This window comes from Paenibacillus tritici, assembly GCF_018207515.1.
Classification (GTDB): Bacteria; Bacillota; Bacilli; order Paenibacillales; family Paenibacillaceae; genus Paenibacillus_AQ; species Paenibacillus_AQ tritici.
Genome location: NZ_CP073365.1, coordinates 5,233,622 through 5,258,329, shown reverse-complemented (window position 1 = coordinate 5,258,329; position 24,708 = coordinate 5,233,622). Strand labels below are relative to the sequence as shown.

General features: G+C 54.0%; 12 protein-coding genes. 11 read left to right on the top strand and 1 reads right to left on the bottom strand.

Annotated features, from left to right (window positions below; translation table 11 throughout):
* Nucleotides 1-120 precede the first annotated feature (120 nt).
* From KDC22_RS22730 to KDC22_RS22685, 10 genes are all read left to right on the top strand, one after another.
* Complete coding sequence (locus tag KDC22_RS22730; RefSeq protein WP_211720416.1) at nt 121-1,632, top strand: glycoside hydrolase family 43 protein; 1,512 nt, start codon at nt 121-123, stop codon at nt 1,630-1,632.
* The gene (locus tag KDC22_RS22725) at nt 1,629-2,618 is read left to right on the top strand and encodes a glycoside hydrolase family 43 protein (protein WP_211720415.1); all 990 of its coding nucleotides are present in this window, start codon (nt 1,629-1,631) and stop codon (nt 2,616-2,618) included. The genes KDC22_RS22730 and KDC22_RS22725 overlap by 4 nt, the downstream gene beginning before the upstream one ends.
* An 825-nt stretch (nt 2,619-3,443) precedes the next feature.
* Nucleotides 3,444-8,480: an endo-beta-N-acetylglucosaminidase gene (locus tag KDC22_RS22720; RefSeq protein WP_211720414.1), complete on the top strand. Its 5,037-nt coding sequence runs from the start codon at nt 3,444-3,446 to the stop codon at nt 8,478-8,480.
* Nucleotides 8,481-8,556: 76 nt separating this feature from the next.
* Nucleotides 8,557-10,380 carry a sensor histidine kinase gene (locus KDC22_RS22715; protein WP_211720413.1) on the top strand — a complete coding sequence of 608 codons (1,824 nt, stop codon included), beginning with the start codon at nt 8,557-8,559 and terminating at the stop codon, nt 10,378-10,380.
* Nucleotides 10,373-11,890: a response regulator transcription factor gene (locus KDC22_RS22710; protein ID WP_211720412.1), complete on the top strand. Its 1,518-nt coding sequence runs from the start codon at nt 10,373-10,375 to the stop codon at nt 11,888-11,890. Before KDC22_RS22715 ends, KDC22_RS22710 begins: the two co-directional genes overlap by 8 nt.
* Nucleotides 11,891-12,079: 189 nt before the next feature.
* Nucleotides 12,080-13,585 (top strand): ABC transporter substrate-binding protein, encoded by a 1,506-nt coding sequence (locus KDC22_RS22705; protein ID WP_211720411.1) that lies wholly within the window; start codon nt 12,080-12,082, stop codon nt 13,583-13,585.
* A gap of 91 nt (nt 13,586-13,676) precedes the next feature.
* On the top strand, nt 13,677-14,603 hold the full coding sequence (locus KDC22_RS22700; RefSeq protein WP_173130037.1) for an ABC transporter permease: 927 nt from the start codon (nt 13,677-13,679) through the stop codon (nt 14,601-14,603).
* A gap of 29 nt (nt 14,604-14,632) precedes the next feature.
* The gene (locus KDC22_RS22695) at nt 14,633-15,550 is read left to right on the top strand and encodes a carbohydrate ABC transporter permease (RefSeq protein ID WP_173130035.1); all 918 of its coding nucleotides are present in this window, start codon (nt 14,633-14,635) and stop codon (nt 15,548-15,550) included.
* A 254-nt stretch (nt 15,551-15,804) separates the two neighbouring features.
* Nucleotides 15,805-18,099: a glycoside hydrolase family 3 N-terminal domain-containing protein gene (locus KDC22_RS22690; RefSeq protein WP_211720410.1), complete on the top strand. Its 2,295-nt coding sequence runs from the start codon at nt 15,805-15,807 to the stop codon at nt 18,097-18,099.
* Between the two features lie 2 nt (nt 18,100-18,101).
* Entirely contained in the window at nt 18,102-21,392 is a 3,291-nt protein-coding gene (locus KDC22_RS22685) for an alpha-mannosidase (protein ID WP_246552870.1), read from the top strand.
* Between the two features lie 446 nt (nt 21,393-21,838).
* Here KDC22_RS22685 and KDC22_RS22680 read toward each other — a convergent pair whose 3' ends face one another.
* Nucleotides 21,839-23,101: an IS110 family RNA-guided transposase gene (locus KDC22_RS22680; RefSeq protein WP_211720409.1), complete on the bottom strand. Its 1,263-nt coding sequence runs from the start codon at nt 23,099-23,101 to the stop codon at nt 21,839-21,841.
* Nucleotides 23,102-23,368: 267 nt separating this feature from the next.
* Here KDC22_RS22680 and KDC22_RS22675 point away from each other — a divergent pair, with 267 nt between their 5' ends.
* Nucleotides 23,369-24,688, top strand: a complete 1,320-nt coding sequence (locus KDC22_RS22675; protein WP_211720407.1) for a glycoside hydrolase family 125 protein — start codon at nt 23,369-23,371, stop codon at nt 24,686-24,688.
* Nucleotides 24,689-24,708 lie beyond the last annotated feature (20 nt).

Below are 24,708 nucleotides of genomic sequence, written 5' to 3'. Positions count from 1 at the left end.
TATAATTTTCGGGGGAAGTTCTTTATTATGTGCATGGGAAAAAACAAGATGGGCTTGTAAAATGATAATGTTGATTGTAAACGCTTGCTTTCATTTTAGAGGGAGGATATGGTGCATTCTATGAATTATCGCAATCCCGTGATCGCCGGATATTATCCTGACCCCAGTGTAGTCCGTGTAGATGAAGATTACTATCTGATCAACAGCTCCTTCGAGTATTTCCCGGGCGTGCCTATCTTCCATAGCAGAGATCTGATCCACTGGACACCGCTTGGGCATGTGTTAACCCGGGAGTCGCAATTGGATCTGAGAACAACCAAGAGCTCGTCCGGCATTTACGCCGCTACGATACGTTATCATGCGGGCCGCTTTTATATGATTACTACGGATGTCAGAGGGATCGGGAATTTCTATGTCACTGCGGACAAGCCTGAGGGTCCCTGGTCTGATCCGATCCTGCTGCCGCATGGGGGAATCGATCCCTCCCTGTTCTTCGATGATGATGGGCGTGCCTATGTGACTGTGCAGAACGGGGCAGGCTACGAATCCCATATTATTCAGTATGAGATTGATCCGGTGTCAGGTAAGGTGCTGTCTGAGCCTGTAAACATCTGGAGCGGGGATGAAGGTCCGTGGGTCGAAGGCCCGCATCTGTACCGGATCAAAGGTGTCTACTACCTGATGACCGCTTCAGGCGGCACCTCGGTGGATCACCGCGAGATTATTGCCCGCAGCAGCACACCTTACGGGCCGTTCGAGGATAAGCCGGAGCCGATCCTGACTCACCGCGGGCTGAAGGACCATCCGGTCCAGTGCCTCGGACATGCTGATCTCGTGGAGGATACGAAGGGCAATTGGTGGGCGGTTTTCCTGGGGATGCGCCCGGTGGAAGGCAAATATTCTCCGCTGGGCCGAGAGACCTTCCTGGCTCCGGTCACGTGGACGGAAGACGGCTGGCCGATGATTGACAACAATGAAGGTACGGTAGTATCCGCTGCTGAATGCAGTGCCGAGGTTAGTATTCAGCGTATGGAGCTGAGCGGGGGCTTCGGCCCGGAATGGGCTTTTCTCCGCAGCTATGAGGAAGAGCGTTATTCCTGGACAGAACGCCAGGGGAACCTTACCCTCCGGGGCAATGCCTACACGCTGGACGATGAAGCGCCCGCCGTGCTGGCCTGTATCCGCCAGCAGCATCACCGGATGGAGCTGGGAGTCAGCCTTGACTTCGATCCGGTTCGCGAAGGCGAACATGCCGGACTGGCCGCCCGTCTGAACAACCGGGGGTATCTCTTCTGGGGACTGGCTGGACGCAGCGGCAGCCGGGTGATAGAGCTTGTGGTCAAGAACGGGGAGCAGAGGCAGGTTCACCGGTATGAGGTGAGCGGTCAGGGTCCGGTTCAGCTCCGTTTACATTCTGACGGCCTGTTCTATGTTTGCTCCTATTCGGAGGATGGCGTCACCTGGCATGTCGCCGAGGAACAGATCCATGTCTCCGTCCTGTCACCGGAGTTGAACGGCGGATTCACAGGGGTCTGCCTGGGTCTGCACGCCTCGGGCGATGGTGCGGCTAATGCAAGTCCTGCTTATTTTGAGAGATTCTATTATTCCAACACCAAAGGAGATGTCCTATGAAATCATCACCACAACCCAATCAACCACTGGTAACCCACATCTATACGGCGGACCCGTCCGCCCATGTCTATGAAGGCAAAATCTACATCTATCCGTCCCACGATCTCGACCATGACGAACCAAGCAATGATAACGGCGACCAGTATAAGATGGAAGACTATCATGTTCTGTCTATAGACAATTTCGATTCCCCTGTGACCGATCACGGCCAGGTGCTGCATCTGAAGGATATTCCTTGGGCATCCAAGCAGCTCTGGGCTCCTGACGCAGCTTATAAGAACGATACCTATTACCTGTTCTTCCCGGCCCGTGACCATGACGGCATCTTCCGGCTCGGCGTTGCCACTTCCGATTCTCCGGCAGGTCCGTTCAACCCGCAACCGGATTATATTCCAGGAAGCTACAGCATAGACCCGGCGGTATTAGTGGATGAGGACAACCAGTCGTATATCTATTTCGGCGGACTCTGGGGCGGACAGCTGGAGAAATGGCAGACCGGCACCTTCGTGCCGGATGCGGAGGGACCTGCTCTGGATTCACCGGCGATTGGGCCGCGTGTAGCGCGCTTAAGCGAGGATATGCTGTCTTTTCAGGCGGAGCCAACAGAGATATCCATTGTGGATGAAGAGGGGAACCCGATTCTGGCCGGGGATGAGGACCGCAGATATTTTGAAGGCCCATGGGTCCATAAGTATAACGGTTACTACTACCTCTCCTACTCTACAGGAACGAAGCATACGCTGGTGTATGCGATCAGCAAGAATCCAATGGGGCCGTTTACCTTCAAAGGCGAGATTCTCTCTCCGGTCATCGGCTGGACTACCCATCACTCGATTGTGCAATTTGGAGACAAGTGGTACCTGTTCTATCACGACAGCTCCTTATCGGAAGGGGTTAACCACAAGCGTTGCGTGAAATACACCGAGCTCCAATACAATGCAGACGGAACCATCCAGAGAATCGATCCTTACCCGGCTTCTGAGTAAGTTGGGTGAGTGAAGAGAATAAGGCGGTACACAAGCAGCTCCCGGTGGGGGCTGTTTTTTGAACTTATTTTTCTATTTCTCGCTGAAACTAAAGCCGTTTCCACTCTTTGAATGATCCGGAGGCTGAAGGAGTAAATGAGGAGTCTAGAATGTATGTGAAAAAACCGAATACAATGTGCGGGAGCGGGGGTGCGTGGGCCGGATGCCCTGGAAATGGGCAGACGGGTATGGGGAGGTAGTCATACGAGTGGTGGTTTGGACCGCAGAGTTTTTTACATTATCCACCAGCAGAGTGATCTTGTTCTGAAATACAGGACAAGCCCTCCCCCTGAATATGAGGTCAGCGAAAACAGCAGATGGATTACCTCCACTTACTGATGAACAAATGGACGTTTCTGGGACAGTAATTGGATAAAGCGCACTTAAATTAGCACCATTTTCTCTATAGTAGAGAAACTGCCCATAGTAGTTGCTGTTTTTCCACTTGCTTCCGTACATCTCCCGGACATCGGCGGATTAAGCTACATTTTTCCACTTGTTTATTATAGGCGGCGAAGCCCATGTTTATCTTTGCAGCCTATATTCCTCATTTTCCTTTAATTTGACCAGCTTATCTTTAATTTCGCTTCTATGTGACGGGGCAGGAGCTGCTATATAGTAAGCTTGGATGAACAGTAGTTGGATAATCAAATATAGAGAAGGGAATTGGAATTCATTTGTTGTGACTCTAATGATTGTGAATCGTTTCATTATGAATGCGTTCTCATGAATCCGTGTCTGAACCGGAGGAGCTGAGGATGACCCCCAGAATGAGGAGAGTGAACAATGGTATCTCAACCCCGAACACGCAGAATTCGTAAGCTCACAGGAACGGTATTAAGCGCAGCGCTTCTGGTTACCCTGCTGCCGCAGACAGCTCTGGCCGGAGACACCTGGCCGTTCAAGGATGAAAGCGCACACGGAGCCAATCAGCCCAGCGTACACGGCTACACCAGTAATCAGATTGCGGACTGGAGTCCGCAGACCGATCAGGATGCGGCGCTGCTGCGTTCCCGGGTGCCGCTACAGCAGCGGATCACGCCCTTCAAGCAGACACAGGCGAATCCTGCGCTGAATCCGGAAGTGCAGATGATTAACGTAGCGGGCGACTATGGGAATGCGTTCATCGAGAATGCTCCCTACACCAACAAATTTGCCCAATATCATTTCAATTTCTGGCAGTACATTGACTATTATTCCTACTGGCACGGCACAGCAACGGCGTATACACCGCCGGAATATTACGACGATCTGGCCCAGTCCGACTGGCAGCAGAAATGGTTCGAGTTCGGCATGCTGAATATTCCCAATCCGACGTATACGGATGCTGCGCACAAGAACGGGGTGATGTCGCTGGCCGGTGTGTTTTTCTCCAATAATGACCGGGGGCAGCAGACCTACAAACAGATGATCGTGAAGGATGAGAACGGTAACTTCCCGGTCGCGGAGAAAATGATTGAGATGGCCCGTTACTTTGGATATGATGGTTACTTCCTGAACCAGGAGGAGCAGAACCCGAACGTTGCTCCGGCAGATGTTCCTGATTATATGGCCTTTATGAAAGCGCTGCAAAAGGGCGGGCTGTATGTCCAGTGGTATGATTCACTGAATACGGCCTCGGGAGCAAATACCTTCGCCAGAACGTTTAACGATAACAATATTTCAATGCTGTACGACAAGACAACCAAGGAGCAGGTCTCGAACTCGTATTTCTTCGATTATGGAATGGGCAATACACAGATCAATGCTGCGGTGAATTATTTGAATAATCTGAATAGCTCACAGGGGACGGACTTTGACCTCTACGATGTAGGCTTCGCCGGACTCGAGGCAGGGCGGGACCGCTTCAAGAGCGTACAGGGCACAGCGCTTAGCAATAAGCTGGCCGGGGGGCTTCCACGCCTTAGCCTCGCTACGCTGGGAGCTGACTTTGTCCATGCGGGACTGGATGAGGATATGAACAAGTCCTGGCCGGTCTCGAACCGCTCGGATAACAAATACCAGTGGATGACGAACCTCCGGGAGCAGCTCTGGTGGTCGGGACCGAACGTGAATCCTGAACATACAGCGGTGTCAGCCACGAATACCGTATCCGATGTATATGCGGATAACCGCTACTGGCCGGGAATCGCTTCGGTCATCGCGGAACGTTCGGTGGTGAAGGATTCCAACTTCTATACAGACTTCAATACTGGCCACGGCCTGTCCTATTATGTGAACGGAGCTGAATCCAGCGGGGACGAGTGGTCCAACATGAGTCTGCAGGATGTTCCGGTGACCTGGCAATGGTGGCAGGATACTACAGGCAACCGCCTGGATGTGGATTTCGATTATGGCCCGGAATATGACATCTCGGCCAATTCACGGATGAACTACAAGCAGATCGGCGGCTATAACGGCGGCAGCTCGCTGGTAGTGAACGGGGCACTGGATCAGGAGAACTTCCTGCGCCTGTACAAGAGCGACCTCTCTGTTAAGGCGGACTCCAAGCTGTCGATCGCCTATAACAAGCCTTCGGCTGACGATGCCTCCGTCCTGAGTGCGGGCTTAATCTTCCAGGACGATCCGTCTGAAGTAGTGAAGGTGCCTGTTGCAGACAGCGGCAAGCATACGGCGGGTTGGGTGTCTGCCGAATTGAATCTCGGAGCATACGCCGGCCGGGATATCGCCGCATTCGGTCTTGTGTTCACTCCAGGACAGAGTACGATTGCGGATTACCAGATGAATATCGGTCAGCTCCGCATTCATGACGGCTCGGCTGTTCTGCCGTCCGCTCCTGCCGGTCTCTCTATTGCGCAGGCTCTGCCCGGCACGGACGAGATGATTGTGAAGTGGGAGATGGAGCCTGATTATTCCAAGGTGAAGCAATACAATGTATACGTGAACGACAAGTTCATGGGCGGCAAATACGACGAGACCTTCTATATTAAGAAGCTTCCGTCCAAATCCGGTGTCCTGAAGGTGGTTGCAGTAGGTGCTGACGGGCGTGAAGGAGCTGCGGCCACACTATCCTTCGATTTGAATTCGGCGGTATCCGGGGTTGAAGCCGAGTCTGCTGCGAATGGTGATTTCCTGGTGAAGTGGTCCAATCCAGGTGCCACAGAGGGCGCGGTTAAGGTTACGGTGAAGTCTACCAACTGGATTACTACACCGGAGCCTGTATCTAGGGAGATGACATTGCCGGGGGGCACAACTTCCGCCCTGTTCCAGGATATGCCGGTGAACGGTGACGAGTATACAGTGACTGTACAAGCAGGCAATACCGACAAGGTCAGCTATAACGGAGCCTTTATCGACACGGTGTCGGAGCCTTATGCTGAAGCTTGGTCCTGGAACGGCAATACGCTGAACCTGCCGATGCCGACTACCAGAGATTGGCGGTATCTGTACATCAATGAAGACGGCAAGGACAGGTCCTTCCCGGTAACCTACTTCTCAGGAGATGCGGCCAACAGGCCGATGATTATCCGCGGCCGCACGACCAAAGCCAGTCTGAGCTTCACCTCAACGGCTAAAGTGGTGACCGCAGTGATGGAGGATTACAGCGGGAACAAGTCGCAGCCTCTATATCTCAAGGGACTCTATAAGGTGACCTTTAACGGCAATGGAGGCAGTCCGGCCGAGACAGTCGTTCAGGCGGTGTACGGTGAACCCTTGAACGCTCCGGCTGTAACGAAGCAAGGGTATGAGCTGGAGGGCTGGTACAACGGGGTAGAGAAATGGGATTTCGCCGGCCGGACGGTACCTGGCGAGTTGACGCTGACGGCGAAATGGACACTCCAGGCACCAGAGGTGCAGATTGTCAGTGAAGGCTCGCTGCGGGCCGGAACAACCGGAATTCTCCGGGCTGCGGGCCAAGGAGCCGGAACCCTGTCCTATACCTGGTATGTGGATAAGGGAGCAGGATATGGTGAACCCGTTGGAACGGGCGAGGCGCTGACGCTCGCCGGGTTGTCAGAGTCGATGACCGGCTACCGGTATAAGGCTGTCGTGACCGGCGAAGGCGGATTAACCGGAGAAGCTGAATATACCCTGCAGGTGCTTCCGGCCGGGGAGGAATGGATCACTCCGGCATTCGGGACCGATCTGCCTCCGCTGCTGGAGACCGTTCAAGGTGAACCGCTGACGCTGGTGGTTGAGCCGGTGGGGGATATTGCGTCCATCCGGTGGGAGATGAGAGGCGCTGAAGCTGAAGAGTGGGTGCCGGTTTCGGGGGTTACCGGAGCGGTATACCGCTTCACTCCGGGAGTGGAGAATAACGGAACACAGTACCGTGTGGTGCTGACCGGCAAGGGAGAAGGGGATCCGGGCAGGATCACCGGAACAGAGCTTACGCTCAAGGTATATCCGGCCCATGAATCCCCCGCCGTCCAATCGTTCACCGCGTCTGCTAATCCGGTAACGGAAGGCAACCCGGTCACCTTCAGTGTTGTTGCCACTGTAACTTACGGAGAGCTGAGCTACCGCTGGCTGAAGAATGACCTTGTACTGGAGGGTGCCGGAGGAAGCAGCCTGACCATTGAACAGACTCAGGCTGCGGATGCCGGAGCCTACAAGGTGGAGGTAATCAACACCCGTATCATCGGCAACCGTCCCTATGTGGATATACTAAAGACAGAGTCCATCGAACTGGCTGTGAACCGTCAGGCCGTAACGCCGACGACCCCGCCTGCCTGGTCGGGGAATCCTGCAGCAACCCCATCGCCATCACCAACACCTTCACCAACGGCTGGTGCACAGCCTAAGGCTGTAGTGATTTCAGCCGCTGAGCTCAGCAGTCCTGCTGTGAACGGTGTCGTGACCGTGCAGCTCGGACAGGCAGCAGCGGTGGAGCTGCCGGTGAATGCCGGGGAGCTGCTCGGAACAAGCTCACTGCGTGTGCAGGGAGATGGAATCGGGCTTGTCCTGGCGTCGGAGCTGCTGGGGCGGCTGGCCGGAGTCCTGCCTGCGGATCAGCTCAGCGGTGCGAAGCTCCTGCTGAAGACCGGGCTGAAGGCACTGGACGGGGCCGTGCTGAAGACAGAAGCCGGCGTAACGCTTAAGGGCAAGCTGCTGGAGTATGATCTGAGCCTGTCCGGGGCGGACGGAACGCTCCGCCGGCTCGAAGCTTATCCGGCGCCAGTAAGTCTGAGCTGGACGGCTGACGGATTCCAGTCCAAGCTGCTTGGACTGTACCGGGTAGAAAGTGACGGTTCTCTCACTTATCTGGGCGGAGTAGCGGAAGACGGCGGGCTGAAGGCATCTCTTGACGCCAAGGGCACTTATGCGCTGCTGGAGTACTCCAAGCAATTCAGCGATGTTCCGGCCATGCACTGGGCGTTTGATGCGCTGCGCGAGCTGTCGGCGAAGCATCTGATCCAGGGGGTCTCGGAGCTGGCCTATCAGCCTGCCAGGAACATGACCCGGGCTGAATTCGTACAGCTTACAGCGAAGGCGCTGCGCTTAAGCGGCGACGGCGGTACCGCCGCCTTCGCCGATGTCCCGGAAGGCGCCTGGTATCAGCAGGCACTCTCCGGCATGGTGCAGGCGGGCCTGATTACCGGCCGGTCGCCGGGAGCCTTCCAGCCGAATGCGGAGATCAGCCGCGAAGAGATGACGGTCATCCTGATGCGTGCTTACCATAAGCAGCAGGGATCAAGTCCGGCCGCAGCGGGCAGCCTGTCTGTTAAGGATGCCGCCGAGATCTCGGACTGGGCAGCAGGACATGTGGCTGAAGCGGCAGCGCTTGGCCTCGTGAAAGGACGGGCGGACGGAACCTTCGCTCCGAAGGCTCCTGCCACCCGTGCAGAAGCTGCGCAGATGCTGCTGAATTATATGAAGTAAGCCAAGGCGCTTCCCCTCTGAAAAAATTCATCAGAGGGGAGCGCTTCTTGTGTATCCTATAGAGAGGAGGTGGACCATGCGCAGTATTTCGTTATACCGCAAATATTTCAAAGATAATATGTTTATGCGTTTTACACTGATTGTGTCTTGCATCTTCATTGCAACGATTATTGTCTTCTCGTTCCTGGTGCTGATGCTGATCTCGGATTCGGCAGTGCAGCGGCAGATGGATATCCAGCGCAAGACGATGGAGAGCATCAGCAACTATGTGGAGAATAAATATCAATCCGTCCAGGATATGATGCGTGATGTCTACCGGGACGCGAGCCTGGCGAGCAATACTACTTTTCTGCTGGAGAATCCCTTCGGCGATTACATTGAACACCGGCTGGACCGCTATTTGCTGGGGGATCAGTCTACGTCCAACGCCGTTCAGTATTTCCAGAACAAGATTGACGATGATCCCGATATGCGCAGCCTGATCCTCTACAGTGCCAATCAGCAGGTGATGTATTACTACAACAACCGCAGGCAATTCGAGCGGATATCTACCAATGCGGCGCATTCCTTTGTCCCGGATTCCATGGTTCTGGATGAGGAGAGCCTCGTCTCGGTTCCGAACATTTGGGTGCTGAAGAGTATCGGTATACAGAAGACCCCTATGTTCTCGGTGAAAATACCCATTAATAATAAGTCCTCGCTGCTCAACATCGGCCAGATCCTGGTCTACTTCGACTCCGAATCCATCCGGCAGGCCATGAGCAATTATAAGCAGGATTTCAAAGGCGATATCCTCGTGCTCTCGGCCCAGAATGAGGTCATCTTCGATTCCTCGGGTAAGGGGTACGGCCGGAAGCTGCCGAAGCTGAAAGGGATTAACGCCGGCGAGGAGTTTACGATAGAGGGGATGGAGGTCACCAGTCTGACCCAGAGCCAGGGCGGTTATACTGTTGTCAGCCTGATCTCCAAGAAGGAGTTGGCCGAGACTTACAGCAGTGCGCAGAGCACTATTATTACCATCGCCCTCGTCTGCATTCTGTTTGCTGTGCTGCTGCCGGCGATGTTCATTTCTAATTTTGCCAAAAGAACACACCGTATCATCCGCTTCACCCGCAAGGTGAAAAACGGGGATTTGAACACCCGGATTGTGGACGGCCGCGAAGACGAACTGGGCCAGATTGCCAAGAGCTTCAACAGCATGCTGGACGAGCTGAACCAGTACATTGATCAGGTGTATAAGGCGGAAATCAAGCAGAAGCATACGGAGATTGCTACCCTGGAGGCCAGGGTGAATCCGCATTTTCTCTATAATACCTTGGAAGTGATACGGATGCGGGCGATTTCAAGCGGCGCGAAGGATGTGGGGGAGATGATCTACAGCCTGTCCATGCTGTTCAAATCCTATGTCCGCCCGAAGGTGAAATATACGTTCAAGGATGAGCTGGAGGCATGCCGCCTGTATCTGGAGTTATTCCGTATCCGGTACAAGGACAGATTCGCATATACCATCGAATGCAGCAAGGAGCTGGAAGAGCTTCCTGTGCTCAAAATGTCCCTGCAGCCGGTCATCGAGAACTATGTTCTGCATGGCATGCGGACTGGACAAACCGATAATGTAATTAGCATTGTGATCACATCAGACTCGGGGAATATCCGGGCAGTAATCACGGATAACGGCAAAGGGATTGCGGAGGAGCGGCTGAGCCAGCTCCGCGAAGTGCTGGAGGATAACGGCGAATTGTCCGGATCGGAGTCCTTCGGGCTGCGCAGTATTCATGAGCGTCTAAGACTCATGTACGGTAAGCCGTACGGGGTGGAGCTGGCGAGTGAAGCAGGTGCAGGTACGGTGGTTACGATAACTTTTCCATATCCCCATAAGGAGGAGACCATTGATGTATAAGGTGTTTATTGTGGATGATGAGCCGTTCATTCTTAGCGGTCTGGAGGATATATTAGACTGGGAGCAGCTGGGTCTTGAAATTACAGGCCAGGCGGAGAACGGGCAGGAAGCGCTGGATAGGCTGCGGCAGTCCCCTGCTGACATTCTGATTACCGATATCTCCATGCCGGTGATGACCGGCCTGGAGCTGATCCGCGCCGCCCGGGAATTCCTCCCGGAGATGAAGGTGGTTGTCCTGAGCGGATATGATGAATTCAGGTATGTGAAGGAAGGCTTAACCCTCGGAATTGAGAATTATCTGCTGAAGCCGATCAATCTGGAGGAATTCCAGCGAACGCTGGAGACGATTGTGGAGAAGCTGGATGTCTCCAGGCTGGATACGCAGTGGTGGGAATATACGAACTCCGTGCTGAAGGATAATGTGCTGCTGCGCTGGCTGCGGGGGCAGATTGATCCCGGGGAGCGTTCCGAACGGCTGAATCTGGTCGGCCTGCCGCTCGGCGGCCGTTATGTTCAGGTTGCCCTGGTGCAGGCAGATCCGGCCACGGAAGCGTTCAGGAAGAACGTGGAGGATCTGGTCAGTGCACAGACTTCCTTCTTCATGTTCTGGGATTCCGACAATGATCTGGTGCTCATACATAACTATGAAGAAGCTCCCAAGGGAGCAGAGCAGATGGCCTCTATGCTCCAGGAGATCTCCGGCTTATGCGCTGCAGGCCAAGGTCTGCGCGCGGCCGTAGGCTCGGCTGTGGAGGGAGTGGATGCTGCACCCTCCAGCTATGAGCAGGCGAAGCAGGCCCAGGAGTTCATGGAGATTCATCCGGAGCAGAGCCTCATTCATTATGAGCAGCTGAAGGACCGGAAGGAGGATCTGGGGGCGGTGCTGCCAGAGGACTGGAGCGAGTATTCCAAGCTGATTATGGGCAAGAATCTTCCAGCGCTGACAGAGAGAATTGAATTGTATTTCTTCGGGAAAGCTATGGAGGCCCTAACACCCGAGCTGCTCCGGGAGATTTCGGTAGAATGGATTCTGTATTTCCGGATGCTGATCAAGGATATACGCAGTGAGATGGAGCGTGAGTTCATTGCCGAGGGGTTAACGGCGATCCGCAGGGCGAACTCGCTGCCCGGGCTGTCCGCTGCCATCCAGCAGACCTCTGCAAGCATCATTGAGCTGCTGGACCGGGAGCTGAAGAGCCCGGTGGTGAACCAGGTGCTGAATTATATCGAGAAGTCTTACAGTGAGGATCTGTCACTGAAGAAGCTCGGCTTCATGTTCAATATTCACCCTGTGTATCTGGGACAGCTCTTTCATAAGACAACCGGAGAGTCGTTTGCGGAATACATGAACCGTTACCGGATCGACAGGGCGAAGGAGCAGCTCCGCTCGACGAACCTGAAGGTTCACGAGATCGCAAGGAATGTGGGCTACTGGGAAATGGGCTATTTTTACAAGCAATTCAAGAAATATGTGGGCATCTCACCGACGGAATTCAAAGGGCTGCTCTAATGGAGGCACTGGGGGGAAACGTATATGTGAGGTTATTTCTTTATTTCATACCTGAATATATATAGTTTCTCTTCTATTTGAAAATGCTTTCATCTTATAAAGTAAAGATATAGCTCAAGGAAGCCAGCAGCCGGAAATGCCCGGCAGGCCTGGGTTTTCCGGACGGCTAATTAAAAGGGGGTACGGCAAATGAGTAAGAAAAAGAAACACTTCTCCTTGTTGTTGACAACGCTTTTAACTGTCTCACTGGCGCTTAGCGCATGTGGTGGGAACAACAGTAAGAATGCAGGCGGAGAAGCGGCTTCAGGCGGCAACAAAGCTACGGAGTCTACGGAGAAGCCTGTAGAGCTGATCTGGTACACTATCGGGCCGCCGCAGAAGGATATGGATAAGGTGCTTGCAGAAGTCAATAAATACACACTTGAAAAAATCAATGCAACCCTCGATATCAAAATGCTCGACTTCGGGGATTATACGCAAAAAATGCAGGTTATGGCTGCTTCGGGCGAGCCAATGGATATTCTGTTCACCTCTTCCTGGGCCTTCGATTATGTGCAGAATGCACGTAAGGGTGCCTTCCTGGAGCTCGATGAGCTGCTGAAGAACCAGGGCAAGGGCATTGTGGACACCATTGATCCGGCCTTCCTGGAAGGCTCCAAGGTAGACGGACATAACTATGCGATTCCGGCCAACAAAGAGCTTCCGGCGCAGGAAGTCTTCCGCTTCAACAAAGAGCTTCTGGACAAATACAAGCTTGATCTGACCAGCGTGAAAACGATGGCCGATCTGGAGCCGCTGCTCAAAACTATCAAGGAAAACGAGCCTGGAGTGACCCCGTACGCGATGGTCAAGGACTTCATGCCGATCATGCCTTTTGACTATGTGATCGAGAAGATGCCGATGGCTGTATATATGGACACCAAGGACTACAAAGTGGTCAACATCCTTGAAACTCCTGAGATCAAGGAAGCGCTTAAGACGGTCCGCAAATTCTACCAGGCAGGTTACATCTCTTCTGAAGTAGCCACTACTTCGTCTGTGGATGACTTGTACAAAGCCGGCAAATGGTTCACCGACCGCGCGTCCACCCAGCCGCTGGCCGACAATCTGTGGTCCGCAAGCTACGGGTATCCTGTAGTGTCGACACCAGCAAGCAAGCCTTATATCTATAACTGGTCCGTTATGGGCTCCATGCAGGCGATCTCCGCCAACTCCGAGTATCCTGAGAAAGCCATGGAATTCCTGAACCTGCTGAATACAGACCCTAAGCTGCGCAACATGATTGACTCCGGTATCGAGGGCGTACATTACGAGAAGGTCAGCGACAACATGATCAAGAACCTCCCGGATGCCAAGAACTACGATATGCCAACGTTCTCCCTGGGTAACATTATGATCAACTACCTGAACGAAGGCGACCCTGAGAACAAATGGGAAGAATTCAAGAAGTTCAATGATGCCGGTATCAATGCACCGCTGCTCGGCTTCAACTTCGATACTTCCAAGGTGACGAATGAAATCGCCGCTGTTCAGAACGTGAAGGAAGAATTCTGGGCACCGCTGATGACCGGATCTGTAGATTCGGAAGAATACCTGACCAAGGCTAATGAGAAATTGAAAGCCGCCGGTCTGGATAAAATCATCGCCGAAGCCCAAACCCAGATCGACGCCTGGAAAGCAGCGAACAATAAGTAGCATTCTATTCAAGGATCGGGCGGGTGATTAGACTTGGCCCGGTCTTTTTGTATCAACGGAAGAAATTTCCGGTATAGGAGGAACTAGGAATATGGGCAAAATAGGAAAGTCCGCCAAAGACGTGTTGAGAAATAAAGTGCTGCTGTTTATGGTTCTCCCGGGCACACTGTGGTTTTTATTCTTCTCCTACCTGCCGATGGTGGGTACGGTCATTGCATTTAAGGAGTACCGCTTCAGCCGGGATGGCTTCTGGGCCAGCATCATCAACAGCAAATGGGTCGGCTGGGATAATTTCAAGTTTCTGTTCAGCACCAATGATGCCTATCTGATCACACGCAATACTCTTTTGTATAATTTAGCCTTCATCATCCTTGGCCTGATCCTATCCGTGCTGATGGCGGTGGTGCTGTCCGAGATTGCCAACAAGAAGCTTGCCAAGTTCTATCAAACAGGCATGTTCCTGCCATACTTTCTGTCCTGGGTCGTTGTGGGATACTTCGCCTTCAGCTTCCTTAGCTCGGAGCGGGGGCTGCTTAATGCCATGTTCGGCAGCAATATCTCCTGGTACTCGGAATCGAAATACTGGCCGTTCATTATTATATTCGTGTTCCTATGGAAGGCCGTCGGCTATAACAGCGTGGTCTATCTCGCCGCAATTATGGGCATAGACAAGTCCCTCTACGAAGCGGCGATGATCGACGGGGCCAGCAAGCTTCAGCAGATCCGCAGCATCACGCTGCCGATGCTGAAGCCGATCATTATCATTATGACGCTGCTTGCGATCGGGAAGATTTTCTATGCCGACTTCGGGCTGTTCTATCAGGTGCCGAGAGATTCGGGGACGCTCTACAGCGTGACCAACGTAATTGATACGTATGTGTACCGTGGACTTAAGACTACCGGCGAGATCGGAATGAGTACGGCTGCGGGCTTATATCAATCAGTGGTCGGGTTCGTGCTGGTGCTTACCTCTAATTACATCGTGCGCAAATTCGATAAGGACAGTGCTTTATTCTAGGGAAAATGAAGGAAAGTGAGGTCATCCAAATGTCTGCTAATCCTGTGAAATCGCGCGATTTCCATCGGCTGTCGCCGGTGCTGAACACCATCTTCAACTGTATCGCCGGAGGCTTTGCCATCCTGTGTATCTTCCCGTTCCTGTTCGTTGTCCTCATCTCGTTCACGGACGAAGGGGCGCTTGCGCGGGACGGCTATCAGTTAATCCCGGCCAAATGGAGTCTGGAAGCCTACAAATATGTATTTAGCTCAGGGGACACGCTGCTCCGTTCTTACGGAGTAACCATTGCGGTAACGGTCATTGGTACGATTGTCAGCCTGCTTATTATTTCACTTTATGCCTATGCCATTTCACGTAAAAGCTTCAAATACCGCAATTTCTTCGCGTTTTTTTCCTTTTTCACCATGCTGTTTAACGGCGGGCTGGTTCCGACCTATATTGTCGTGACACAGATGCTGGGCCTGAAGGACAGCATTTGGGCGCTGGTGCTGCCGCTGGCGGTGAATGCTTTTTACATTATGATTCTGCGTACCTTCTACATCACCAGCGTGCCGGATGCGCTGATCGAGTCGGCCAAAATCGACGGCGCCGGAGAGTTCCGCACCTTCCTGGGAATCGTGCTGCCGCTGTCCTTGCCGGGCCTCGCTACGATCGGGCTGTTCAGCACCCTGGGGTACTGGAATGACTGGTTCAATGCCCTGCTCTATATTGATAATCCGAATCTGGTGCCGCTGCAGTCGATGCTGATGCGGATTGAGACCAGTATGCAGTTCATTCTGCAGAACTCGCAGAACAGCTCGCTCAGCCTGGAGGCACTCCGCAATATGCCGCAGGATACCTCGCGTATGGCGATGGTGGTACTGGCTACCGGGCCGATTATTTTTGCGTATCCGTTCTTCCAGCGTTACTTCATTCAGGGTCTTACTGTGGGTGCGGTTAAGGAGTAGGAGTCAATATAGATTGAGCTTGACAAATACAGACTGGGAAAAGTGGCGGAGGGGAATTTTGGAACTGTAGGAGCGGTAGCGACCGCCTTTGTCACCGGATTTCTACCGCTAAGAGCGGTTCGAAATCAAGAAATCTGGGGACAACAGCGGCCGGAAGTCCAAATATTCTCTGTAGTCACGTCTACCCCAGAAAAAAACTACAAGTGCATCTTATATAGCAGGAGTACAACAGGAGAAAGGGTGTGGGAGCCGTAATGTTATATAAAGACTCTGCGAAGCCCGTCAAGGAGCGGACGGAACATCTGCTGGGGCTGATGACGCCGGAAGAGAAGGTAGGCCAGCTCGTTCAGCTGTTCGGGTGGCAGACCTATGATCATACAGAAGGAACAATAGAGCTGACAGAAGACTTCAAACGCCAGATCCGCGAAGGCGGCATCGGCGCATTATACGGCACACTGCGGGCAGATCCCTGGACAGGGGTTACTCTGGAGAGCGGACTTGGGGCGCGAGCCGGAGCCGAAGCCGTGAATACCATCCAGCGTTATGTGCTGGAGCATTCCAGGCTGGGTATCCCCATGCTGATCGGCGAGGAATGCTCGCACGGGCATATGGCGATCGGGGCGACGGTATTTCCGGTTCCCCTGCTGATCGGCAGCACCTGGAATGTAGATCTCTACCGGGAGATGTCCCGCGCGGTAGCACTGGAGACCCGGGCCCAGGGGGGCGCCGTAACGTATTCCCCTGTGCTTGATGTGGTGCGTGATCCGCGCTGGGGCCGGACCGAAGAGTGCTTCGGCGAAGATCCGTATCTCATTGGTGAATTCGCTGTAGCTTCTGTGGAAGGACTGCAGGGCGACCGGCTGGACAGCGCGTCCAGTGTGGGGGCGACACTGAAGCATTTTGTCGCTTACGGCAGCTCGGAAGGCGGCAGGAATGCCGGTCCGGCGCATATCGGCAAGCGGGAGCTGCTGGAGGTCGATATGTACCCGTTCCGCAAAGCAGTGGAAGCCGGTGCAGTATCCATTATGCCCGCCTATAACGAGATTGACGGAGTGCCATGCACAACCAATCAGGAGCTGCTGGAGGATATCCTGCGCGGCGAATGGGGCTTCAAGGGCATGGTCATTACCGATTGCGGCGCTATCGACATGCTGGCCTCGGGCCATGATACCGCGGACGGCGGGGAAGATGCGGCAGTGCAGGCGCTCACCGCCGGGATTGATATGGAGATGTCCGGTGTCATGTTCGGAGGCTATCTGCTGGAGGCACTCCGTTCCGGTAGGCTGGATGAGCAGCTGGTGGATCAAGCGGCTGCACGTGTGCTGGAGCTGAAGTTCCGGCTGGGCCTGTTCGAACAGCCGTTTGCTGATCCGGACCGGGCAGAGCAGGTGATCGGCAGCCCGGAGCATGCGGAGCTGGCACGGAGCGTTGCGGCAGAAGGAATTGTACTGCTGAAGAATAACGGTATCCTCCCATTGTCGAAAGACAAAGGCACAGTTGCCGTTATCGGCCCCAACGCGGATATCGGCTACAATCAGCTTGGAGATTACACCTCTCCGCAGCCGCGTGACCGGGTAGCGACAGTGCTGACCGGGATACGGGCCAAGCTTGCGGCTGAACCGGAGCGGGTACGTTATGCGCCGGGCTGCCGGATCAAAGACAGCTCCACCGAAGGCTTCGAGCTTGCACTCCAGGCAGCGGCAGAAGCGGATACGATTGTGCTGGCGCTGGGCGGGTCGAGTGCCAGAGACTTCGGCGAAGGCAGCATTGATCTGCGGACCGGCGCCTCGAAGGTAACGGAGAATGGGCTTAGCGATATGGATTGCGGCGAAGGCATTGACCGGATGTCGCTTCATCTGTCCGGCGTTCAGCTGGAGCTGCTGAAGGAGCTGAAGACGCTCGGTAAGCCGGTCGTTGTCGTATATATCAACGGCCGCCCTATTGCCGAGCCTTGGATTGACGAACAGGCGGATGCCATTCTGGAAGCCTGGTATCCCGGGCAGGAGGGCGGTCATGCCATTGCGGACATCCTGTTCGGCGATGTGAATCCGTCCGGCAGATTAACGCTCTCCCTTCCTGCGGATGTAGGACAGTTGCCCGTATATTATCTGGGCAAACGTTCACGCGGCGCACGTTATCTTGAAAGAGATTCGCAGCCGCTGTATCCCTTCGGGTTCGGACTCAGCTATACCGAATTCAGCTATAGCGGACTGAAGGTAGAGCCTGCTGAAATCCAGGCAGACGGAACGGCTGAGGTTACGGTTGAAGTAGAGAACACAGGCACCCGCAGTGGTGCAGAGGTCGTGCAGCTCTATATATCCGACCGGGTCAGCAAGGTTACCCGGCCGGCCAAGGAACTCAAGGGCTTCCGTAAAATTGTTCTGGAGCCGGGAGAGAAGCAGACTGTGACATTCAAGCTGAGTGCAGAGCACCTGAGCTATATCGGGCAGGATTACAAACCGGTGGTTGAGCCGGGGATCTTCCGGATCGGAGTCGGCCGGAATGTGACCGACACGCTGGATACAGATCTTGCGGTGATGGAGGGTTAGTGATGGAACGAATGAATACGGAACGACTAGATAGATTTATCCGCGAATGTTCGCAAGCGCAGTGGCTGGAATACCGGGCGATTGAAGACTGGAAGGTCTTCTCCACAACCTACCGGCTGCCGGGGCAGTATGACGAATTACAGCCTTATGCGGGCAGCGAATCCTTCGGATTGTTCCCCAGTGTGCAAGGGACGACTTATTTCTTCCGCACGACGCTTGATATTCCGGCAGAGTGGACCGGTGCGGACACAGGGATCATTTTCCACTCCGGCGGAGAAGGGCTGCTGCGTGTAGGCGGAGCTTCCCGTCAGGGGCTGGACCGCAATCATACCTTCGTTTCCCTTGACCCTGCCTCCGACGGAAGAAGCCCGGAGCTTGAGATCGAGCTCTATGATCCAATTCCCGAGCCGGATGATCCGCTGAACAAGCAGGCGGTGATTCAGCCGCCCATCCGGTTCATCACTGCTACGCTCGTCAGGGTTAACCTGCCGGTACAGTCGCTGATGTATACAGTGACCGTCATCCGGGATACAGCGCTGCTGCTGCCGGAGCAGGACTTCCGGCGCGTCCGTATCCTTGAGGCGCTGCACCAGGCGATGGATGCGTATGTGTCTGTGGAACCTGGAGACGTACGGGAAGGCGGCAGAATTAGAGATATTGAGCAGGCGCTGACCGCAAGTGTGCGGGCCATCGGCGGCAACAGTGAAGGCTTCATTCATATGATCGGGCAGTCACATATTGATATTGCCTGGTTATGGCCGACGAGGGAAACGGTGCGCAAGACCAGCCGGACCTTCTCCACGGTTCATGCCTTGATGGAGGAATATCCCGATTACCGTTATGCCCAGAGCCAGCCGCAGCTATTCGCTTATCTTAAGGACAATGATCCTGATTTGTACGCGAAGGTGAAGGCGCGGATTCTTGAAGGCCGCTGGGAGCTTGTTGGCGGTATGTGGGTGGAGCCGGATCTGAATATTCCCAGCGGCGAATCCCTGATGCGGCAGATGCTGTACGGGCAGCGGTTCTATCAGGAGGAGTTCGGACGGCAATCCGAGATTGAATGGCTGCCGGATACCTTCGGGTATTGCGCTTCCCTGCCGCAGATCCTGAAGCACGGCAAGGTCCGTTATTTCATGACCACCAAGCTGGGCTGGAATGATACGAATCTGTTCCCTTATGATCTGTTCCACTGGGTAGGCATCGACGGAACGGCACTTCTGTCTTATATGAACCACGGAGTGAATGAGAGTACGCTGCCTAAGGATATTCATGAGCACTGGCAGTCCTACCGTGAAAAAGCCGTACACAGCGAACAAATGCTGCTCTACGGACACGGCGACGGGGGCGGCGGGGTGACCCGGGAGATGCTTGAATATCTCTCGCGCTCGGAGCTGATGGTGGGCCAGCCGGCCTCCGGCTACAGCACGGCGGCCGATTTCTTCGCAGGCATCGAGCAGGCGAAGCCTGAGCTGCCGGTCTGGCAGGGCGACCTCTATCTGGAGCTGCACCGGGGAACCTATACCACACATGCCCGGAACAAGCGCAATAACCGCAAGGCCGAGATTCTGTACAGGGAAGCGGAACTGTGGCAGACGCTGGCCGGGCAGTATCTGGAGCCGCAGCAGCGGGAAGAGATCGGGCAGAACCTGCATGCTGGCTGGAAGCTGATTCTGCTCAACCAGTTCCATGATATTATTCCCGGCTCGTCGATTCCCGAGGTCTATCAGACCTCGGACAAGGAGTACCAGAGCATCTTCGCTCTTGGAGAGAGCAGTCTGAAGTCGGTCATGGAGGCTGCCGTATCGGATATTGACACCCGTGGAGAAGGACAGCCTTATGTCATTCTGAACGGTCTGGGCTGGACCCGGGATATGGTGGCCGAACTGGAGCTGACCGGAGTGGAGCCTTCCGCTTCAGCCATATATGACAAGAGCGGAACCCGGCTGGAATCAGAGCTGGTTACTGCTGGAGAACAAGCCGTTCTCCGTGTCCGGGTGCCGGAGGTTCCGGCCTTCGGGTATGTTACTGTGTGGCTGAGAGATGAGCAGCCGGAGACGGACAGTGAAGGCGGTAATGGCGGAGTTGGCGGTAACAGTGGAAACAGCGGAGTTCACGGTAACGTTGAAAATAGCGGAATTGTAGCTAATGACCGAAATGGTGGAGATAGCGGAGTTGTCGGAGATGCCGGAGAAGGCACGCGTGGCGACAATGGCGGAGATGAGCTAATATCGGCAGCCGCAGCTTCGTTCGATCTGGAATGGGAGACCGGTTATTACCGTCTCCGGTTCAATGCCCTGGGCGAGATCATCAGCCTGTACGATAAGGAAGCCGGGCGTGAGATTGTCAAGGCCGGAGAGCGCCTCAACCGGCTGCATTTCTTCCATGACCGTCCTATCCTATGGGATGCCTGGGATATAGACAGCCGTTATGAAGAGCAGCCTGCCGGAGAAGCGGTCCTGCTGGAGAAGAAGCTGCTGTCCTCAGGGCCAGTCTGCGATGTGTTGTCCTTCCGCTGGAGCATCGGCCAATCCGAAATCGCGCAGGAGCTGATCCTGTATCACAGTGACCGGCGGATCGACTTCAAGACGAAGGTAGAATGGCATGAAGCGCATAAGCTGCTGAAGGTAAGCTTCCCGGTAGATGTAGTGACCAGCAAGGCTACCTATGAGATTCCGTTCGGTGCCCTGGAGCGGTCCACGCACCGCAACACAAGCTGGGAGCAGGCACAGTATGAGGTCTGCGGACACCGGTATGCCGATGTGTCGGAGCATGATTACGGCGTAAGCCTGCTGAACGACTGCAAGTACGGCTATGACACGCAAGGCAGCACGATCCGTCTGTCCCTGCTGCGCGCACCGCGCTGGCCGGATCATTCGGCGGATCAAGGCCATCATGAATTCACTTATTCCCTATATCCGCATACAGGAGACTGGCGCAGTGCGCATACTCAGCGTCAAGCTGCCGCGCTGAATCACACTTCCTATGCTGTAGTCTGTGCTGCAAAAGCGGGCCAGCGTCCGCCGGTCGGCACCTTCCTTCCTTACGAAGGGAAGCAGGTTGTGCTGGACACCGTCAAGCTGGCGGAAGACGGAAGCGGCAGCATTCTGCGGCTGTATGAATCGGCTGGAGGCCGCGAGACGATCAAGATCGGCTGGCCGCTGCTGCATTCGGCGATCTATCTGTCCAATGCCCTAGAAGAGGAGACAGAGCTGCTGCCGGATGAGGCGGGAGAGCTGACGCTTGACTTCCACCCGTTCGAGATCAAGACCCTGAAAATTATTCATTCTAAATAAGCTGAATAAATGAAGATAACAAAAGCTAGAAGGAACGGAGGGGGATTTTGGAACTGTAGGAGCGATAGCGACCGCCTCCCTCCTTATGATTCAGTTTTCTTACGCTAGCTCGCTAATTCGCAGGATTTCATTCGTTATGAATACAAATGCAGTAACGAAGCAGAGCGGGTGGGGGTTAAGGTGGCGGTACGGGCATAACCAAATAAGGGGACACAAGACAATTCCCATTAAATCCCTTATTTGCATGCTCCATCTTTAACCTTGTGGTTTACCCTCCCATGTCTCAACGGGTCGATGCCCTTACATTCCTTCGTTACACCTATCAAGGAGATGGAGTCCGTCAGTGCTTTGTCCACGGGTCTGAGCCCTTTAGGCGGTCGTAACGGTACTCATGCTTCATGATGAATCCTGCGAATGAGCCAGTTGGCAAGTGGATACTTTCGGTCTTAGGCTGCAGAGTTTACCTTGCACACATCATAGTCGGAACCATTCTTGGACATCGCTACAAGCATGCGTGCGAGCTTCCCGCACAGCTTCATGATGGACTTCATGCCAGTCATGTGTTTCACTCGTTTGTTATGCTGATGAAGTGCCCGAAATTCCGGATTGACGGAGACCATCTGAAATACGGCGATAAAGAGGATTTTTCGCAGTCCAGGTCGCCCTCGCTTCGTAATTTTCACTTGGCCTTTGTAGAGGCCTGAGCTGTTCTCCGACAGATGTAAACCGGCTAAACGAAGTAATTGGTTGCCGTGGGCAAAGCGGCTGAAGTCACCTGCTTCACTGTATAACGCCGCCAAGGTAATGTCATGGATCCCTTTAATCGATCGCAAGCTCTTCGTGGCGGGAATGGTTTGAAGGATGTGATGAATCTTCTCCTTCAGTAGCTCCATTTGGTCGTGAAATAACTGTAGTTGCTGTAAAAGCATCGATAGACTCAGTTTAGCTTCTTCGACGGACTCTGGGCTGCCTACCGTTCGTTGTGCCGCGTGGAGGAGAGCGACGGCGACTTTGTGGCTACCGGCACGTTTTAAACGCTTCTTCCACCCTACAATGACCTCTTGAACCGACAAGGTGCAAAGATCGGAAGGATGAGCAAATTCGGCTAACGTTGCCAGAGCGGTCTTCGAAGTGATGTCTTTAAAGACCTGCTGGAACTCAGGGAAGTAGATGTCAGTCCAGCGGTAGATTTGATTGACTATACTGGAAGCTTGTTTGGAAATGTAGTCTCTGGTGTTGACCAGTTGCCGAAGCGCCTGAAACGGTCCCGTGTGCAGGTATAGGTCGCTGTAGTAGCCATTCTTGACCATGTCGGCAATCACTAAGGCATCCTTGACGTCATTTTTCGTTGGGGAGTTGTCCCGGTTTTCTTTATTGCGTTTCACCTGAAAAGGGTTGACGAGAACGAGTTCGAGCTGCTTCTCTTGAAGCCAGAGCGCCAGATTGAACCAGTAGTGACCGGTGGGCTCCACACCGAAAATGACATCGGTTTTGTGAAATTGGATCTGGAGCGCCTGCATCCACTGAAACAGCTTTTCAAACCCCTCCTGATCATTGGAAAAGGAAAGATAGGCTCCACGTTCGATGCCTCGGTAGTCGGTGGCACGAGCGACATGAGTGAATTTGGCGATGTCGATCCCCACAATAAGATGATGAGGGGTAATACGTTCAATGCGTTGATTTTGTTGGGCCGATTGTTTAAACTTCATAGTAAGAGCACCTTCCTTATAGATGATTGGTTGTCGTCGTGGACACCATTTATCATAAGGAGGTGCTCGTTAAATTTCAAAGCCCAAATTTAAGGGGATACAGGAATGCTTTGTCACCGGATTTCAACTGCGAAAAGCAGGTTAAATCAAGAAATCTGGGGACAACAGCGGCCGAAAGTCCAAATATTCACCGCAGTGACGAGCAAGCTTTAAGTTAATAGCTTCAGTTCAGCTACACTATAGATTAAGCCGAAGGAGACTATCATCTTGGAACAATTCAGACTTCCCCGCATTCAGATGCCGGAGCTGCCGCTCCCGTCATCCATTCAGGCCGTATTGGCCGAAGCCGAAGAGAAGCTGGCCCACCGGCCCAAGCTGCAACGCCTGTTCCGCAACTGCTTCCCGAATACGCTGGAGACGACCACCAAGCTGCTTGAGGACGGAACCACCTTTGTCATTACGGGCGATATTCCCGCCTGCTGGCTGCGCGATTCCGTGGAGCAGGTCATTCATTATGTGCCTTTTGCCGCAGAGGACCCGGAGTTGCAGCGTATTATCGGCGGGCTGATCAAACGTCATACGCAGTATGTGCTGATTGATCCTTACGCCAACGCGTTCAATGAGACGCCCAATGACTGGCACTGGAATGCCGGGGATGTGACGGAGATGTCGCCCTGGGTGTGGGAGCGCAAGTTCGAGATTGACTCGCTGTGCTTCGTGATCCGGCTGGCCCATGCGTACTGGGAAGAGACGAAGCAGACCGACTTCTTCACCGCTGATTTCAAAAAAATGCTGCGGGTCATCACCGATCTGTTCAAGCGGGAGCAGCATCACTCCGAACAGTCCCCTTACCGCTTCACGCGGAATAACGGGATTATGGAGGATTCGATCCGTAACGGCGGCCTTGGGATGCCGGTGAATTACACCGGAATGATCTGGTCCGGCTTCCGCTCCAGCGACGATGCCTGCGATTTCCACTACAACATTCCGGGGAATATGTTCGCCGTTGTGGCACTGCGCCAGATGCAGGATTTCGCCGAGTGGGTATTCCGGGACTTGGATTTCCTGGCTGAGCTGAAGGAACTGGAGCAGGAGGTGGACCACGGCATCAAGCTGTACGGCACCTACCGCCACCCGGAATTTGGACCGATCTACGCATACGAGACAGACGGCTATGGCAACTACAGCCTGATGGATGATGCCGGAACACCGGGCCTGATGTCCATTCCCTATCTGGGCTACGTGACGAATGACGATCCGGTCTACCAGAATACAAGACGTTTTGCGCTGAGCAGCGAGAATCCGTTCTATTTCGAGGGCAAGGCCGCCAAAGGGATTGGCAGTCCGCATACCCCTCCGGGCTATATCTGGCATATGGCGTTGTCCATGCAGGGAATCACGGCGGACAACAAGGAAGAACGGCTTGCCCTTATCGCTATGCTTGAAGCTACGGATGCTGATACCGGCTATATGCACGAGGGCTTCCTCGCTGACGATCCGTCGGTGTTCACCCGTAAATGGTTCGCCTGGTCGAACAGCCTGTTCTCCCAGCTAATCCTGCGGGCGCTGAAGGAAGGCATTCTCTAAACATACGGTCCGCCACATAG